This window comes from Flavobacteriaceae bacterium (assembly GCA_003443635.1).
Classification (GTDB): Bacteria; Bacteroidota; Bacteroidia; order Flavobacteriales; family Flavobacteriaceae; genus AU392.
The window spans coordinates 1,326,663-1,344,564 of sequence record CP031964.1 but is presented as its reverse complement, the minus strand read 5'-3'; the positions used below and the strand labels follow the sequence as shown (position 1 = coordinate 1,344,564).

At 30.2% G+C, this 17,902-nt stretch carries 16 protein-coding genes; 14 read left to right on the top strand and 2 right to left on the bottom strand.

The features are described from left to right. Positions 1-75 precede the first annotated feature (75 nt). From D1817_06090 to D1817_06055, 8 genes are all read left to right on the top strand, one after another. Positions 76-873, top strand: a complete 798-nt coding sequence (locus D1817_06090) for a nuclear transport factor 2 family protein (GenBank protein AXT19451.1) — start codon at positions 76-78, stop codon at positions 871-873. 174 nt (positions 874-1,047) lie between these two features. Then, entirely contained in the window at positions 1,048-2,979 is a 1,932-nt protein-coding gene (locus D1817_06085) for a serine hydrolase (protein ID AXT19450.1), read from the top strand. A gap of 123 nt (positions 2,980-3,102) precedes the next feature. Then, positions 3,103-4,089, top strand: coding sequence for a cyclase family protein (locus tag D1817_06080; GenBank protein AXT19449.1), 987 nt, complete (start codon positions 3,103-3,105; stop codon positions 4,087-4,089). A gap of 18 nt (positions 4,090-4,107) precedes the next feature. Next, complete coding sequence (locus tag D1817_06075) at positions 4,108-4,746, top strand: MOSC domain-containing protein (protein AXT19448.1); 639 nt, start codon at positions 4,108-4,110, stop codon at positions 4,744-4,746. Continuing rightward, the gene (locus D1817_06070; GenBank protein AXT19447.1) at positions 4,746-5,198 is read left to right on the top strand and encodes a tRNA (cytidine(34)-2'-O)-methyltransferase; all 453 of its coding nucleotides are present in this window, start codon (positions 4,746-4,748) and stop codon (positions 5,196-5,198) included. The genes D1817_06075 and D1817_06070 overlap by 1 nt, the downstream gene beginning before the upstream one ends. Before the next feature lie 55 nt (positions 5,199-5,253). After that, positions 5,254-6,492: a DEAD/DEAH box helicase gene (locus tag D1817_06065; GenBank protein AXT19446.1), complete on the top strand. Its 1,239-nt coding sequence runs from the start codon at positions 5,254-5,256 to the stop codon at positions 6,490-6,492. Between the two features lie 103 nt (positions 6,493-6,595). Next, positions 6,596-8,119, top strand: coding sequence for an alpha/beta hydrolase (locus D1817_06060; protein ID AXT19445.1), 1,524 nt, complete (start codon positions 6,596-6,598; stop codon positions 8,117-8,119). 143 nt (positions 8,120-8,262) lie between these two features. After that, positions 8,263-9,582 carry a hypothetical protein gene (locus tag D1817_06055; protein ID AXT19444.1) on the top strand — a complete coding sequence of 440 codons (1,320 nt, stop codon included), beginning with the start codon at positions 8,263-8,265 and terminating at the stop codon, positions 9,580-9,582. Here D1817_06055 and D1817_06050 read toward each other — a convergent pair. Both D1817_06050 and D1817_06045 read right to left on the bottom strand, forming a co-directional pair. Next, positions 9,579-9,995, bottom strand: a complete 417-nt coding sequence (locus D1817_06050; GenBank protein ID AXT19443.1) for a hypothetical protein — start codon at positions 9,993-9,995, stop codon at positions 9,579-9,581. The genes D1817_06055 and D1817_06050 overlap by 4 nt on opposite strands. Further along, on the bottom strand, positions 9,964-10,566 hold the full coding sequence (locus D1817_06045; GenBank protein ID AXT19442.1) for a sigma-70 family RNA polymerase sigma factor: 603 nt from the start codon (positions 10,564-10,566) through the stop codon (positions 9,964-9,966). Before D1817_06045 ends, D1817_06050 begins: the two co-directional genes overlap by 32 nt. A gap of 207 nt (positions 10,567-10,773) precedes the next feature. Between D1817_06045 and D1817_06040 the strand changes: the two genes are divergently transcribed. The 6 genes from D1817_06040 to D1817_06015 all read left to right on the top strand — a co-directional run bounded on the left by D1817_06040 (position 10,774) and on the right by D1817_06015 (position 17,898). Continuing rightward, positions 10,774-11,118, top strand: coding sequence for a hypothetical protein (locus tag D1817_06040; protein ID AXT19441.1), 345 nt, complete (start codon positions 10,774-10,776; stop codon positions 11,116-11,118). Between the two features lie 109 nt (positions 11,119-11,227). Beyond that, positions 11,228-13,009, top strand: a complete 1,782-nt coding sequence (locus tag D1817_06035; protein AXT19440.1) for a DUF885 domain-containing protein — start codon at positions 11,228-11,230, stop codon at positions 13,007-13,009. Positions 13,010-13,015: 6 nt separating this feature from the next. After that, the gene (locus D1817_06030; GenBank protein AXT19439.1) at positions 13,016-14,005 is read left to right on the top strand and encodes a hypothetical protein; all 990 of its coding nucleotides are present in this window, start codon (positions 13,016-13,018) and stop codon (positions 14,003-14,005) included. Continuing rightward, positions 13,998-14,351: a hypothetical protein gene (locus tag D1817_06025; GenBank protein ID AXT21239.1), complete on the top strand. Its 354-nt coding sequence runs from the start codon at positions 13,998-14,000 to the stop codon at positions 14,349-14,351. Before D1817_06030 ends, D1817_06025 begins: the two co-directional genes overlap by 8 nt. A 36-nt stretch (positions 14,352-14,387) precedes the next feature. Then, the gene (locus D1817_06020; protein ID AXT19438.1) at positions 14,388-15,572 is read left to right on the top strand and encodes a DUF1624 domain-containing protein; all 1,185 of its coding nucleotides are present in this window, start codon (positions 14,388-14,390) and stop codon (positions 15,570-15,572) included. A 70-nt stretch (positions 15,573-15,642) separates the two neighbouring features. Continuing rightward, positions 15,643-17,898: a hypothetical protein gene (locus D1817_06015; GenBank protein ID AXT19437.1), complete on the top strand. Its 2,256-nt coding sequence runs from the start codon at positions 15,643-15,645 to the stop codon at positions 17,896-17,898. Positions 17,899-17,902: the final 4 nt, after the last annotated feature.

Genomic DNA, 17,902 nt, shown 5'->3' with positions numbered 1-17,902 from the left:
CAAGGTGGTTTTTTTGTAACCCAAAATCGTTCTAAGTCGTCATATCAAAATAAAAAATCAATTAAAAAACGACAAATGAATTCAAAACATTTTCACTTCATCTATTTCTTAATACTAAGCATTTTTATTTCTTCGCATCAATTAAATGCACAATCTACTAATGTCAAATATAATTCTGAAGATTTGAATAAAGTAATTCTCGAATTGGATAACCAATTCTGGAAAGCTTACAATACATGTGATTTAGAAAATTTCAAAACATTTTTAACTGACGACTTAGAGTTTTATCACGATAAAGGAGGTTTAATCACTACATTATCCAAATTAATGACATCAGTTAAAAATGGTCTTTGTGGCAATAAAAATATGCGTTTACGAAGAGAAGCAGTTAAGTCTTCAGTAAATGTATATCCTTTAAACAACTATGGAGCTATTATATCCGGAGAACATACTTTTTATTTAACAGAAAATGGAGAAAAAGAAAAACTTATTGAAAAAGCTAAGTTTACACATATATGGCAATTAAAAGAAAATCGATGGAAGATGTCTCGTATAATAAGTTATGATCACCAACCTATTTCTGAAAATACTTCAAAAGATAAAATTACATTATCTAAAAATGAACTATTAAAACTTACAGGGGAATATAAAGCTCCAAATACTGGAATTGTTAATATAACTATCGTTGACAATACTCTTGAAATAAATGCTGGTAAAATGATTGCTAAAATTTATCCTGAATCTGAGACTCTCTTTTTTCATAAACAAGCGCCTTTAACTTTCGAATTTATAAAAAATGATGATGGCAATATTATTAAATTTATTATTCGTGAAAATGGAAAAATAGTTGAAGAAGCAAAACGAATTAAATAAATCATTTATTTACTCATAATAAAAAAATCCACTTTCTTTTGAAGTGGATTTTTTTTATTTATAAACATAGGCAACCTTCTCGTAAAATAATGCGTCTTTGTATATAATGTATAATTATATTATTAATTAAAAAAATCTATGAATTCAATCAAAAAAATCATTAATTATTTCTTTATGAAATCACTATTACCAATCATCTCATTCCTTTTTGTATGTTATTTTGGGCATTCACAAAACTTAGAAACACAAATAAACAACTATATCAATTCTGTTTATAAACCAAATGAATCTGGAGCAACAGTATTAGTTGGCAAAGGCGGTAAAACCATATACAGAAAAGCCTTTGGCCTTTCTAATCTAGAACTAGAAACGAAAATGAAACCTGAAAACGTGTTTGAAATTGGCTCTATCACTAAACAGTTTACTGCCATTGCTATTTTAATGCTCGAAGAGCAAGGAAAATTAAAAGTAACCGATAACATTACGAAATACATCTCCGATTATCCAACTCAAGGAGCTACTATAACCATCCATAACTTGTTAAATCATACATCTGGAATTAAAGATTATACCAGCATGGAAAATTTCATAAAGTTAGTAAGAACAGATATGTCACCTACTGAACTTATTGATGTGTTTAAAAACGAACCTATGGACTTCAGACCTGGAGAGCGATTTTTATATAGTAATTCAGGATATGTATTATTAGGGCATATTATCGAAATTGTATCTGGACAATCGTATGAAGGTTTTATTGAAAAATATATTTTTGATAAAATAGAGATGTCTTCATCCACTTACGGGAAAACAAAACAAATCATTAAAAACAGAGCTTCAGGTTACCAACAAAATGGCAATGATTATGTAAATTCAGAGTATTTAAGTTTAACATTAGCTTACGCAGCTGGGGCGCTAATGTCTAATATAGATGATCTTTATAAATGGCAAAAAGCCTTAAATACAAATCAATTAATTACTCGAAAAAGCTATGAAAAAGCCATTAATGGTTCTACACTAAATAACGGCGAACATATTACATATGGATACGGGTTAGATACAAATAATATTCAAGGTTCTAAAAGTATTTCTCATAACGGAAGTACTCTCGGGTATGCCACAATGGGTATTTATATGCCAGAAGAAGATGTTTTTGTATCTGTTCTTACAAATTGTGATTGCAAATCTCCTGATGCTATCGCTAATAAAATTGCTGCTTTAGTAATTGGAAAACCTTTTCCAAATAAAGAAGATGCGATAGTTCTAAATGAAAATCAATTAAAAAAATGGGTTGGCGCTTATGAGTTTGAAGGCAGTATAATTCGCCATATCACATTAAAAGGCAAGCAACTATTTAGTCAAAAAGAAGGGAGTACAAATGTAGAGATATATCCTATGACGGCAAGTAATTTCATTTTTGATGGTGGAACTACAGTATATGATTTTTATACAGAAAACGAGAAGCGTATGGTAAAAATGACTTCTAATGGTATTTCTGCTATGGGCAAAGGCATTGATAAAGCGTCACCATCTGAGAAAAAAGAGATTTCATTGCCCTTGGATGTATTAAAACAATATGTCGGAAAATATGAGTTAGCACCTGACTTTATTATTGAAGTTACAATTGATGGCACTCAGATTTTTGCTCAAGCAACTGGGCAAGGACGATTTGAATTATTTGCTGAAGATAAAACTAACTTTTTTGTAAAAGTTGTTGCTGCAAAAGTTAGGTTTAATAAAGATGCCTCGAGCAAGGTAGAGAGTCTAACCTTGTTTCAAGGTGGTCAAGAAATGTTGGCAAAAAAAATTGATAAAGCAGTACCATCTGAGAGAAAAGAAATTTCATTACCCCTAGATGTATTAAAACAATATGTTGGAAAATATGAGTTAGCACCTGACTTTATTATTGAAATTACAATTGATGATACTCAGATTTTTGCTCAAGCAACTGGGCAAGGGCAATTTGAATTATTTGCTGAAGATAAAGCTAACTTTTTTGTAAAAGTTGTTGCTGCAAAAGTTAGGTTTAATAAAGATGCCTCGAACAAGGTAGAGAGTCTAACCTTGTTTCAAGATGGTCAAGAAATGTTGGCAAAAAAAATAGAGTAACTAATAACTCTTACTCTCATTAGTCATAAAAAAATCCACTTTATTTTGAAGTGGATTTTTTTTATTGTTCTTATCCAAGAAAACAACTAAATTCGTGCCATTGCACTTTAAGATTTAAAATTTATGAAACTGAAAACATCCATAATAGTAGTAATCTTTACTTTAATTAGTGTTATTACAGTTAAAGCACAAACTATAGAAAAAGGGCCTTGGTGGCCACATCCTATTTGGGGTGCTAATGATCAAGCTGGAGCATCAAACTGGATTACTTCTGAAAAAATTTTAGAAGCAATGACGATGGTTAAAACTGGCAAAGTTTATGAAATGGGGCAAGTATATGAAGCTAATATGCCTTTATATGGTACTCGCACTTATAAAATGGTAAGTCCAGGCAATCCTACTGGCGGTCCATTTGGAGATAACACATTGGTATATAATGATGAACTTATCACTACCGAAATTGGTCAAGTTGGTACTCAATTTGATGGATTAGGTCATATAGGCACACGTATGAAATTTGAAGATGGGAAAGAACACGATGTGTATTACAATGGAGTTGTTGGAGATAAAATGTACAGCTCTTATGGACTACAACAATTAGGGATCGAAAAAGTAAAACCAATTATAACTCGAGGTTTTTTAATTGACATTGCTGGGTACAAGAATGTAGATGTACTTCCTAATAGTTATGAAGTAACTCTTGCCGATGTTAAAGGTGCAATGCAAAAACAAGGCATTAAAGAAGAGGGTTTTAAAAATGGAGATGCAATTTTCTTTAGATACGGATGGTCAAAATATTGGGGAGATCCAGAAAAATATAATACTAATCCTCCAGGAATTGGAATGGAAGTTGCTAAATGGGTAGTTACCAAAAATGTAACTATGGTCGGGTCTGACCAATATGGCACTGAAGTCGAACCTAGCTCAGTCGCTGGCGAAGCTTTTCCTGTACATCAACTTTTATTAAATCAAAATGGAATTCTAAATTTAGAAAACCTCACTTTTGAATCTTTAGTAAAAGATAAAGTTTCTGAGTTTATGTTTATTTTTACACCAATCCCATTTAAAGGTGCTACAGGTTCTCCTGGACGACCAATAGCGATTCGATAATCTATTTAATACATTTTTATGCAAATTATATCTACCAATATTGCAAAACCTACAACAATTATTTGGCGTGGTAACGAAGTTACTACAGGCATCTACAAAAAACCAGTAAATCAACCACTATATCTAAATAAAGAAGAAGTAAAAGGCGATGAGGTTTCAGATCGTAGGTTTCATGGCGGAATCAATAAGGCTTGTTATTTATTTTCGGTAGATCATTACGCATATTGGCAAAATTTATATCCTAATTTAGACTGGGAATATGGTATGTTTGGTGAAAACCTAACAGTAAAAGGTTTAGATGAAACTCAGATACATATTGGAGATATTTACAAATTAGGCACCGCTTTAGTACAAGTGACACAACCTAGGGAGCCTTGTTACAAGTTTGGAGTAAAATTTGAATCACAACAAGTACTACCGCAATTTGTAAGTTATGGGTATTCTGGAGTCTATGTTAAAGTATTAAAAGAAGGAGAAGTTAATGTTAACGATACTATTTCACTTGTAGAAAAAGCTAAGAATAGTTTAAGCATTTTTAATTTATTTAAACTCATTTTTGCAAGAGAAAAAGATCAAAATCATTTGGCTATAGCTATAAATAATGAAGTGGTTCCGAATAGTCTAAAAGTTGCATTAGCAAATTTTATCAAACAATAATGGCATACAATATTGTTTTAGTCGAACCCGAAATCCATACCAACACAGGAAATATCGGTCGTTTGAGCTTAGCTACCGGATCGCATTTACATTTAGTAAAACCATTAGGATTTGAATTAAGTGATGCCCGATTAAAACGTGCAGGATTAGATTATTGGAAGCACATTTCGTTATCTATTTATGATAGTCTTGAAGATTTCTATAAAATACATCATAACAAAAATTTAGTTTATTTTTCAAGTCACGGAAAACAAGTTCATTGGGATATTGATTATCAGGACGACATGTTTTTTGTTTTCGGAAAAGAATCAAAAGGGCTGTCTAAAGAAATTATTAATACTAATTCGGCTCAACTTTATAAAATTCCTTTATATAGCGAACATATTAGAAGTCTTAATTTAGCCAATGCAGTGAGTATTGTAGTTTATGAAGGATTGAAGCATATTAAGTAAAATAAATATCTGTTTGTTTTAAACTATCTTTGTCCATACATACTAAATACTATTAATGTCTTTTAAAGATTTACAACTTAACAAGCCTATTTTACGGGCTGTAGCTGAACAAGGTTATGACGAACCTACATTAGTTCAAGAAAAAACCATCCCTCAGGTATTAAATAATAAAGATATTATCGTTTCGGCACAAACCGGAACGGGCAAAACAGCTGCTTTTGCATTACCCATTATTCAACGTTTGTACGATAGACAAAATGCTCCTAAAAAAGGTAAGAAAATTAAAGCCCTTATAGTAAGTCCAACACGAGAGTTAGCTTCACAAATTGAAGCAAATTTTAACAACTATAGTATTTACATTAATTTACGTACAACAGTAATATTTGGAGGAACATCTATAGAACCTCAAAAAGATGTTTTAAAAAAAGGAATAGATATTTTAATAGCCACTCCAGGTAGATTACTGGATTTACATAAACAAGACATTATTAATCTAGATTATATTGAAACGCTCGTTTTAGATGAGGCTGATTTAATGCTAGATATGGGTTTTATAGACGATGTCAAAAAAATTGAACGCCTCTGCCCTAGAACAAAACAAACTTTATTGTTTTCTGCAACTATTCCTTTTAAAGTAGAACAACTAGCCAATACTATTTTAAAAGCACCTATTCGTATTGAAGTCACGCCAAATTCATCTACATCAAAAAATGTAAATCAGTTTTTATATTATGTCCCTAAAAAAAATAAGATTGAATTGTGCTTACACCTATTAAGAAACATAATAAAAGGGAATATCATCATTTTTAGGCGTACTAAATTTGGAGTAGATAAACTTGAAAAAACACTTCTTAAAAACGGATATAAAGTTGATAGTATTCACGGAGATAAAAGTCAGAGTAATAGACAAACTGCTCTTAATCGATTTAAAAAACAAGAGGTCAATATTTTAATCGCTACTGATGTAGCAGCACGTGGTATTGATATTAATAATTTGGATGCTGTAATTAATTTTGACTTACCTAATATTCCTGAAACTTATGTACATCGTATAGGTCGTACTGCAAGAGCTGGAAATTCAGGTATTGCATATTCGTTTTGTTCTGCAGACGAAAAAACATATGTTAAAGATATTCAACAACTCATACAGTTACAAATAGATATTATTGAAAATCATCCATATCCTTTAGATCCTAAAGCAAAAAAAGAAATTCATAAAACGCCAGGAAAAAGTAAACATAAAAAAGGGCGTAAAAGTGCAGCTTCTAAAAAAAAGAAAAAGCGTTGGTACTAAATAAATAAGTTTCAAGTTGATTTGGTTTTGGATCATAGATTTGTAAAATACTGTAACACTTTAAAATAACTAGCATCTATAATAAAACATTAACCATAGATTTATGAAACTCAAGCTTTTTATTTTCTCTCTGTTATTTTCAGTTCATTATTTATTTTCTCAAACATCATTAAAAGCTATTAACTTAGATTATGGAGATTACACTGTTGGTTTTCGTCATTATACAAAATCTGATCACTCAAGAACATATACACGTCTTCAGGATTGGACTAACAGAAGTATTTCTAGACCAATACCTATAAGTATTTGGTATCCTTCTATAAAATCAGATAAATCTCCACTTTCTATATTAAACTATATGGAAATTGTTAAGGAAGAAGAAGAATGGGAATATTTACCAAACGAACAAATTTTAAATTGGTTTGAATTTCCTAATACGCCTAAAAATCAAGAGCATTTAAAAGAATCTGCAATAGCTATTTTAAATAGCCAAGCTTTAAAAGGAAAATTTCCTGTGATACTCTATTCTGCAAGTTTAAGAGCATCTTCTGTTGAAAATTTTGGGATTTGCGAATATCTAGCAAGTCACGGTTATATAGTTATTGCTAGTTCTGCTAGAGGAACTGAGCATCGTTTTCAAGAAGGTGGAACTCTTAAAGATGTAGAAACACAAGCACGTGATTTAGAATTTTTAATTAAAGAAATAAAAACATTTCCGTCAGCTAATATCGAAAAAATAGCAACTCTGGATTATAGTCTTGGTGGATTAGCAGCAGTACTTACACAAATGCGTAATGATAATATTAAAGCTATGGTAAGTTTAGATGGTAAGTCGAGATACGATTATAACACATTAATGAAATCTCCATATGCAAAAATTGAAAATGTAGATGTTCCTTATTTACATATGGCACAAAAAATAATTCCTGAACAAGTTTTAAAAGAAGATCATATAGATCCAGAATTAAACACTAAATTTCAATTCTATGATAGTTTAACCAATAGTAAAGCATATCGTTTACGTTTTCATAATTTATCTCATTCACAGTTTGGCACTTTAGGATTATTACTTAAATCAAAAGATAAACGGCAAGATAAGAGTGATCTCGAAATTATGGAATCTTATAAATTGCTTTCAAAATACACATTAAATTTTTTAAATGCTTATTTAAAAAATGATGTAAAAGCACTTCAATTTATAGAGAATACACCTCAGCAAAATAGTATTAAAGAAAGGTTAATTTCTAAACAATTTAAAAAACCAAATTTAAAGTCATTCAGTTTTCAAGATTTTAATGACCTTGCTGCAAAACAAGGCTATAAAAACTTAAAAAAAATATACGATTCTCTTTCACTAAAATATCCCAATTTACAATTACCTGAAGGACGACTTAATAACTTAGGGTTACAATTAATTTTCAATCCTAAAACTTCATCTTCTGGTATTTCTATTTTTACACTTGCAACTCAAATTTATCCAAATTCTTCTAATTTGTTTGATAGTTTGGCTGAAGGACACTTACATTTAGGAGATACAAAAAATGCGATTATTAATTTTGAAAAATCTTTAAAGTTAAATTCAGAAAATCAAAATGCAATTAACAGGTTATTAGAGTTAAAGAAATAAAACTTTCTTTCTTATGAATTAAATTTTTAAAGAAAATCATTAAAAATTTTAAAATTATATCTGTTTTTTAGAATCTAACATTTGTATTTTAGAAGCCTCTTTATAAAAGTTAGTACTTTTAATGTTAACCAACATTTTACAAAATGAATAATGACTATACTAAACCAGAATTTAAAAAGCTACTTCAAAAACTTCAAGAAGAAAGTTGGCAGTTAGAATTATTAATCTCTGGTTTTGCCATTTTTGGTTTATTTACAGCAATTCCTACAATTTCCGAAGGGTTTAACGAAGCGCAAAATAGTCAACAAATTTATAAATTTGTTACTCTATTAATTGCATTAATATCTTGTTCGATATTAATTTTCAATTTATTACTTCATGTATTATTACGAGGCTTATGGATTGGTGCTTTAGGATTACGCTATGTTTCTGGTGATATTGATTATGATAGCCTAAAATACAGTGCAAAATTCACAAAATATTTAAAAAAACGAGTTGGCTCTTTTGACAAATATATTGGTACTCTAGAAAATTATTGTAGTGTTATTTTTGCAGTATCATTTTTACTCATATTTTATGTATTAGCAATTACTTTTACCGTATTAACCATTGTTTTAATTTCAACTCAATTAATAGACAACGATAACTTACCAAATTGGCTATCTCTCGGAGTTGGTGTTTCCGCTGTCGTTTTTATTTCTATTGGCTTACTTTTAACGCTTCTCGATTTTATTACTCTTGGTTTTCTTAAAAAGAAAAAATGGTTGTCTAAAATATATTTTCCAGTATATTGGGTGTTTAGCTTTATAACTTTATCTTTTTTGTATCGCCCACTAGTTTATAACTTTTTAGATAACAAATTTGGAAAACGCCTCAGCTTGGCATTAGTGCCATTTTATATTTTAATTGCATTAGCAACTTCTTTTAATTACAAAGTCTCAAATTATCTTCATTCAGATATATCATCAAATAGTTATGTTGCAAATAACAACAATTATGAAAACTTATTAGATGAGACTAATGGATTTATAGATAATGTAGCTATTCAATCAAAAGTGATTTCAGAAAATTATATAAAAGTTTTTGTTTTGTATTCTGAAAATATTGAAGATAATATTTTTGATTTTAATCCTAAATTAAGACCTGAAGAAGATGCTAGAGGATTAACCTCAGGTATTAGCTTTGGTACAAACATTAACTTTCGCAAAAGAGATAGTTTAAGACGGTCTTATTTAAAAACATTCAACGATATTTATTCTGTAAGAATAGATACTACTGATTATGACACTAATTTTATTTTAGCTAAGAGTAAAAATGGAAAGCTAGGATTTGAAACCTATGTTAGTACAAAAGCTTTAGAAGATGGCAAACACATATTAGGAGTTAATCGTTTAAGAATTAGAAGAAACGATACTATTAACACTCGTATTTCTCGTATTCCGTTTTGGTATTATAAAGATTAATAGTTTAATCGTTTTTGATGGTAGTTTTTAAGAACAGTTATTTGTATAAAAAAGGCTAAACCAAAAAACACAATGGCATACATTAAAATGTTAGATATACTAAACGAAAAATTAGATACTGTCTCTGTTACCTTATTATTTGAAAGTATGCTAAAATCAATCGCATTAAGCCATTCTGAAGTTTTCAATTCTGTTCCTAAAAGTGAATATGAAATAATTCCTATGATTAAAATAGCAATAGTAAACCATATATGTTTTGAGATTAATGGTTTATAAGCTGTTACTTTAGAGGTAGATGCTTCAATTTTCGTCATCAAATGTTCTGTAAAATCCATAGATGGTTGCTCTAAAAATGATGACTTCATTATTTTTTCAGCCAATTTATCTAAATGCTGCTCTGTATTGTCCTGCATAACTTTCTATAGTTTCGTTATCTAATTGTTGTTTTAAAATCGTTGCTAATTTTTTACGACTTCTAAACAGTTTTACTTTTACATTATTAGGCGTAAGATTTACAACTTTTGCTATTTCGTCTAACGATTGTTCTTCAAAGTAGTATAAAGTTAGTAAAAAACTATCTTCGCTTGGAAGTAACTCTAAACAATTTTTAATTGCTTGTTGTTTTTCTTGAGTTTCAATTCTATCTAAAGCATTATCTATAGTCTTTACCTGATGTTCTGTATATTCATCAATAGCTACTGTATTTTGTTTGCGTTTATTCTTTTTTAATCGATCTAGACATGTATTATAAGCTACCCTATAAATCCAGGTCGAAAATTTTGAATTACCTTTAAACCTATTCAAAGATTTGTATGTCTTAATAAATGTATCTTGAGATACTTCTTCAGCTTCTTCTTTATTTTTAAGCATTCGTAAAGCTAAAGTAAACACCAAGTCTTTATAACGATCCACCAAAATTGCAAATGCATTGGTATCGCCATTTAATATCTTATCTATATAAATTTGATCGTCGATGGTGGTCATTTTTAATGTAAGACGACATTTTAGTTTTATCGGTTACATAAATATACGTTTAATATCTTATATATTCATTAAGCACTCATTATCAAATATATAAATACTTAAATAAAGTTAAATTTTAATAAAATTAAAAAAACTGTAACCGAAACTTAAAAGTGATCGTCATAAGCTATGAACATATTAAGAAATATCAATTTTAAAACAACACTTATGGGATCAGAATTAATAATCGTACCAATAATATTTGGAGCAATTTTTGGAGTATTTTACTTATATTATTCAACACGTAATAAAGAACGTTTAGCCTTAATCGAAAAAGGAGCAGATGCTACTATTTTTGCTAAAGGCAAAGAACATACAGCACCTATCTGGAAAGTATTAGTTCTTAATTTAGCTTTTTTATCTATGGGGGTAGGCTTAGGAGTTTTTTTAGCTTCAATATTAGATGCTTACACTACATTAGACAGGCATTCTGTATATCCAGCTACAATTTTCTTTATGGCAGGGGTTGGATTATATGTAGGCTTCACACAAACTAAAAAATGGGTAGACTAATCAAAAAACGAACTACCGCATAATCAAGCCGCCTTAACTTATTAAGGCGGTTTTTTTATGTCTTTTTCTATTTTCTAAGTACCTTTAGCAGGTAAATTAAAAAAATATAATGAAAAAATTCTTCACTTTAATATTTATTGTTACTATAGTAATAGCTTGTAAAAATGAAACTTCTAATATTGATAATTCAGAAACGACTAGCTCTGCATTTGACGAAATGTTAGATAATTATAATCAAGAACGCTTAAAATTAAATCCGATAGATGCCACATTTTCTGGAGATAATAGATATAATAATAGTTTTCCAAATACGCTTTCTAAAGCATATAATGACGAATTAAAAGTTTACTATACAAATTATCTAGATCAATTATCTAAATATAATGACGCTGATTTATCTGAAAGCCAGAAAATGAGTAAAGCAGTTTTAAAATGGGATTGTGAGATAAATTTAGATCGCTTGACATTTAGGCAAGATCTTTTTCCTATAGATCAAATGTGGTCTGTAAATTTAATGGTGGGACAGTTAGCTAGTGGACAAGGAGCACAACCTTTTAAAACAGTTGACGATTATAACAATTGGTTACAGCGTTTAGAAGGTTATTTACAATGGATGACTTCAGCTGAAGCTAAAATGAGAGAAGGAATGGCTTCTGGGTATGTATTGCCAAAATCTTTAATTGCTAAAGTAGTACCACAATTAGATGTATTAACAAATACCGATTTAAATTCACATTTATTTTACAACCCAATAAAACAATTTCCAGATTCTTTTTCTGAAGAAGAGAAAAAATCATTAACTGATGCGTTCACAACAATACTTAATAATAAGGTAATCCCAGCCTATAAGAGCCTTCATAAATTTATGAATACAGAATATATGGAAGCTGGTCGTACCACAAGTGGTATTGATGCTATTCCAAATGGAGAAGCTTATTATGCTCATCAAATAAAAACTTATACAACTACTGATATGACTGCAGATGAGATTCATAATCTTGGGTTAAGTGAAGTTGCACGTATTTTATCTGAAATGGAAAAAATTAAAACTGAAGTTGGTTTTGAAGGCTCTATAAAAGATTTTTTTAATTATGTAAGAAACAAAAAAGAATTAATGCCATTTACTACTCCCGAAGAGGTAATTGCAAATTTTAATGCAATTCATGAGCGTATGAAACCACAAATAGAAAAGTTATTTGATGTAAAACCAAAAACAGCTTTTGAGGTAAGGCGTACTGAAGCTTTTAGAGAAAAATCTGCAAGTGCAGAATATAATCAAGGATCTTTGGACGGAACTCGACCTGGTATTTTTTACACCCCAATTCCAGATGCTACAAAATATAATGTATACTCAGATGAATCTTTATTTTTACACGAAGCTATTCCTGGGCATCATTATCAAATTTCATTAACTCAAGAAAGTACTGAGTTACCAGAATTTAGAAAAACACTTTGGTATAGCGGATATGGAGAAGGTTGGGCATTATATACCGAATCTTTAGGTAAAGAGCTAGGGTTATATACAGATCCTTATCAATTATTTGGAATGTTAGGAGCAGAAATGCATCGTGCAGTTCGTTTGGTAGTCGATACGGGGTTACATTCTAAAGGGTGGACACGTGAACAAGCGATACAATACTCTTTAGACAATGAAGCCGAAAGTGAAGCAGATATTACTAGGGAGATAGAGCGTTATATGGCAAATCCAGGTCAAGCACTATCTTATAAAATCGGACAATTAAAAATTCTTGAACTACGTGCAAAAGCTTCAGCAGCTTTAGGAGATAAGTTTGATATTCGTCAATATCATAATCAAGTATTAGAAACTGGTTCAGTTCCATTATCTATTTTAGAAGATAAAATTAATAAGTGGATTGAAGCTAATAAATAATAATATATGTTAAAAAGATACGTATTACTATTCTGTTTTTTATTAGTAGTACTATCTTCTGTATCACAAACAAAAATAGAGGATAGTAAAACTCAATCTCCAATATCTTTTGCAACTATTTCATTCGGTAACGGAAATGGGGTTTTTGCAGATGATAATGGTTCATTTTTATTTACAAAAAAAATATATCCAGATATAGACACATTATATATTTCTGCATTAGGATATAAAGAGTTAAAAATTGCCACACTTAATTTACCAAAAACATTATTTTTAGAGGCTCAGGCTGACGAATTACAAGAAATTATTGTTCAAACAAAAATTAACAGAAAATTTAAAGTTGAAAAGAGAAAACCTAAGGTACATAATGATTATTTTAAATGTTGGTTACCAACAATAGAATCTGAAATTGCAGTATTTTTCCCAAATACAACACCTCAAACAAAAAAAATAACAACTGTTTTTTTTCCTATAAAAATAGAAGCTTCCGATTGGAAAGAGCGTAAACGGTCAGGAGCAAAAAAACGGCCATTTTCAACTTTATTTAGAGTACAGTTTTATAATAGTGATAAGAGAGGACTACCCGGAGATGTATTAAGTTACGAGAATATAACATTTAGAGTTACAGAACAAAACAAAGATGTATTTGAATTAGATGTTACAGATTATGATATTTACGTCCCTAAAAATGGAATTTTTGTTTCCATTCAAGTATTAGGCTATACAGATAAAGCAGGTAAATTATTACCAAATAAAAAATATAAAGAGATAAAATCTAAAAACGGAATAGTAAAAATCCCTACCAATTTTAGACCTCTACTCCCCTTTACAGAAGAAATACCTGAAAATCGCACTTATGTAAAACGAGTGTTTATTAATGGTAACTATTGGTTACGCCATGAAAAAGAAAGCCAAACCAAGCCTTCTAGTCTTTTAAAATCTGGTATTAATAATTATGGTATTGGCATGCATCTTAATGTTTATAAAGATGAATAGCCTTTGGCATTTATACTTTATGGCATTAATCTACATTTTTGCTGGTATAATGCATTTTTTTAAGCCAAAAGCTTTTATGAGAATAATGCCTCGATATTTACCAAAACATAGGTTGTTAGTTTACATAAGCGGTATTTTAGAAGTCATATTGGGTATTGGATTATGTATTCCTGTTTTTAAAACAATATCAATCTATAGTATTATAATAATGCTCATTATCTTTTTATCCGTGCATTTTTATATGCTATCAGGTAAAAAAGCTGCAGCTGGTATCCCAAAATGGGTTTTAATACTTCGTATACCATTACAATTTGTATTGATGTATTGGGCGTATTCTTACCTATAACCTAATTATTGCTATATTTAAATAATTAATAAAGGTATGGCCTTAATAAAATCATCCAGAATACAATCTATAGATATTTTAAGAGGACTTGTTATGGTTATTATGGCATTAGATCATGTTCGTGATTATTTTCATATTAATGCACTTGCAAATAATTATCCAGAAAATTTAGAATCTACTACGCTTATTTTATTTTTCACACGCTTTATAACACATTATTGTGCGCCCGTTTTTGTTTTTTTAGCTGGAACTTCGGCATTTTTATATGGTCAAACAAGACCCAAAAAACAATTATCTAAGTTTTTAATTACACGTGGCTTATGGCTAATTTTTGTTGAGATTTTTATAAATAATTTTTTATGGTGGTTTGATGTGAGTTTTAGTTTCACTAATCTTCAGGTTATTTGGGCTATTGGGTTTTCAATGATTATCTTAGGTTTAGTTATATATTTACCTAAACGTCTAATATTAATTTTAGGATTACTTTTAGTTTTTGGCCATAATGCTTTAGATGACATTACCAGAAATGGACAAGATATAATTTCAGTAATCTGGTATATGTTACATCAATCTAACGGGATTAGTTTAGGGAGTCGTTTTGTATGGTTTGCTTATCCTGTATTACCTTGGATTGGAGTTATGTTATTAGGATATTGTTTTGGTGATTTTTATAAGAAAGGAGCTTTAATAGCATTTAGAAAAAAGTGGTTACTATATTTAGGTTTTGGAAGTATTGTTTTATTTTTCATCTTCAGGGGTTTTAATTTTTATGCAGATTTATCTCCTTGGACAGCACAAGAAACAACAACAAAAACTATTATTTCTTTTTTTAATGTCACTAAATATCCACCTTCTTTAGGCTTTTTATTAATTACTTTAGGGCCAGCATTTTTATTTTTATACGGCATCGAAACTATTAAAAATAAAATCACAGATTTTTTATTGGTGTTTGGTCGAGTACCCTTCTTTTATTACATCTTACATATTTTTATTATACATACAGGTGCTATAATTGGGCTTTTAATTACTGGGAAAGATTGGAAGATTATGATTTTTAATCAATCTGCTGGCAGTAGCAATCCGTTTGAAGGTTATGGCTATTCTCTATTTACAACCTATCTTATTTGGATTGGTATTGTAGCACTACTCTACCCTATTTGCAAATGGTATATGAAATATAAATTGAACAATAAAGATAAATGGTGGTTGAGTTATCTATAATTTTTTATTCATTATTTAAAGATGTAACTTTATCGCATTCAACTATTAATTAACCAATTAACATAACTAAATGAATAAACTCTTCCAAGAACTTAAAAGGCGTAATGTTTTTAAAGTGGCTACTGCTTATGCAATTGCAGGATGGCTTATTATTCAAATAATTGTTGCTATTGAAAAACCCTTATCGCTACCCGATTGGTTAGACACAACAGTTATTATTTTAGTGGGCATTGGTTTTCCTATTGCACTTATCATTGCTTGGGCATTTGAATTAACACCAGATGGTTTAAAGAAAACCGATAGTGTAGAATCTACAGACACCATAAATACATTTAAAGCTTCCAAGAGTAAAAAGCTAAACAAGATTATCATTAGTGTTTTGTCTTTAGCCATCATTTTTTTAATTGTAGAGCGCCTATACTTTGCTAATAATACATCTTCAAGCGACCTTGATATTGGCTCTACCTCAATAGCGGTATTACCGTTTGCTGATTTATCGCCTCAAGGGGATCAAGAATATTTTTCAGATGGGTTATCGGAAGAGCTATTAAATATACTTGCCAAAGTAGAAGATATGAAAGTTGCTGGACGCACCTCATCATTCAAATTTAAGGGGCAAAATGAAAATCTCACACTAATTGGCAATGAGTTAAATGTAAATCATATTTTAGAAGGCAGTGTGCGTAAGTCTGGAAATCGAATTCGTATTACAGCGCAATTAATTAAGGTAGAGGATGGTTTTCATCTTTGGTCAGAAACCTATGACCGAGAACTTACTGCCAATAATGTCTTTGATATACAAGAAGAAATATCGCGCACCGTACTTAACGAACTTAAAGTACGTCTTTTACCGCAAGAAGAAACAGAAATCAAAAGCTTTCCGACAAAAAACTTAGAGGCTTATAATGCCTACTTAAAAGGGACACAGTTAGTAGCCAATAGACGCCCTGAAGATATACAACAAGCTATAGAACATTATAAAAATGCCATAGCCTTAGACAAAGATTTTGGTTTAGCGTATTCTAGGCTAGCCCTTGCCTATGGTTTCTTAATCGAATATGGAGGCCCATCCATAGAAGAGACTACAATAAATATGAAACAAAATGTAGATAAAGCATTACAATTCAACAACAATTTAGGGGTCGCATACAGAGCATTAGGCTATTACAAACAATTAGATATTATACCAAATAGTGATGAAGAAGCCTTGAAAGCGTTCCAAAAAGGATTGGAGTATGAGCCCAACAATGCCTACATATACAATCATATTGTACATATATATCAAGAGTACGATGGCGAAAAAGCGTATCAATATATTTTGAAAGCGCATGAGCTCGATCCTTTAAGTGATGTCATTAGTAGTAATTTAGCTGATTTTCATATAGGTAATGAAAAATATGAAGAAGGTTTAGGTGTTTTAGATGACCTTATTAAACGTTCACCAAAATTTGCAAATGCGCATAATAATAAAGCTGAGTTATTACGCTCAAAACCTTATGGCGATCTTGTGGGGAGTTTCAAAACCATATATAATGCCTATAAAAAAGACAGCTTAAATCGAATACTTCTTAATGGGCTCACTAGAGCTTTTATAGATTTAGATATGATCCCTGCTGCTGATTACTATTTGAATATAAGCATGACACATTATCGTGAAAGTCTTAACACCATTGGGCTATTTGTCAATATAAATAGTATAAAAGGAAATGCTGCTATTAATATTCAACTTTTAGAAGGCTTCAAAGAACGTTTTGGAGAAGTATCTAATCGTCCTATAAGTGACGTTTTATCCTATATGTACTTAATATCTGGAAATAGCGATAAAGCAAAAACGATTATAGAAGATACGTTTCCAGACATAGTTAATCCTGATTACCAACCTAGTAGAAACTCATTTGAAGACCAAAATGATATTAATCAAATTGGAGTACTTTTAAAATATGCTGTCATTGCTGACTTAGAAGGTAATACATCCTTAAAACAAAACATAGCTTCAAAATTATGTTCACTCTTTGACACGCTTAAACCAGGCAGTATTATGTCAGCTGCTTACAATACTAAAGAAGATCATGAGATGATATGTGCTGCTTTACAAGGCAATGCTGAAACTTTTGCTAATACCTTACGAAATATCTATTTTGAGAAAAATCATAAGTATCTATGGAAACAACAACAAATAGAATCGTATTACTTATTATATAAAGACACACCAGAAGTTAAAGCCTATGAAAAAGAGGTGTTAGATGATGTGCATAAAGCGCGTGCGGAAGTGATTACCTATTTAAAAACACAAGGCGATTGGAAATCAGAATGGGAGGTTGAATGAGGTC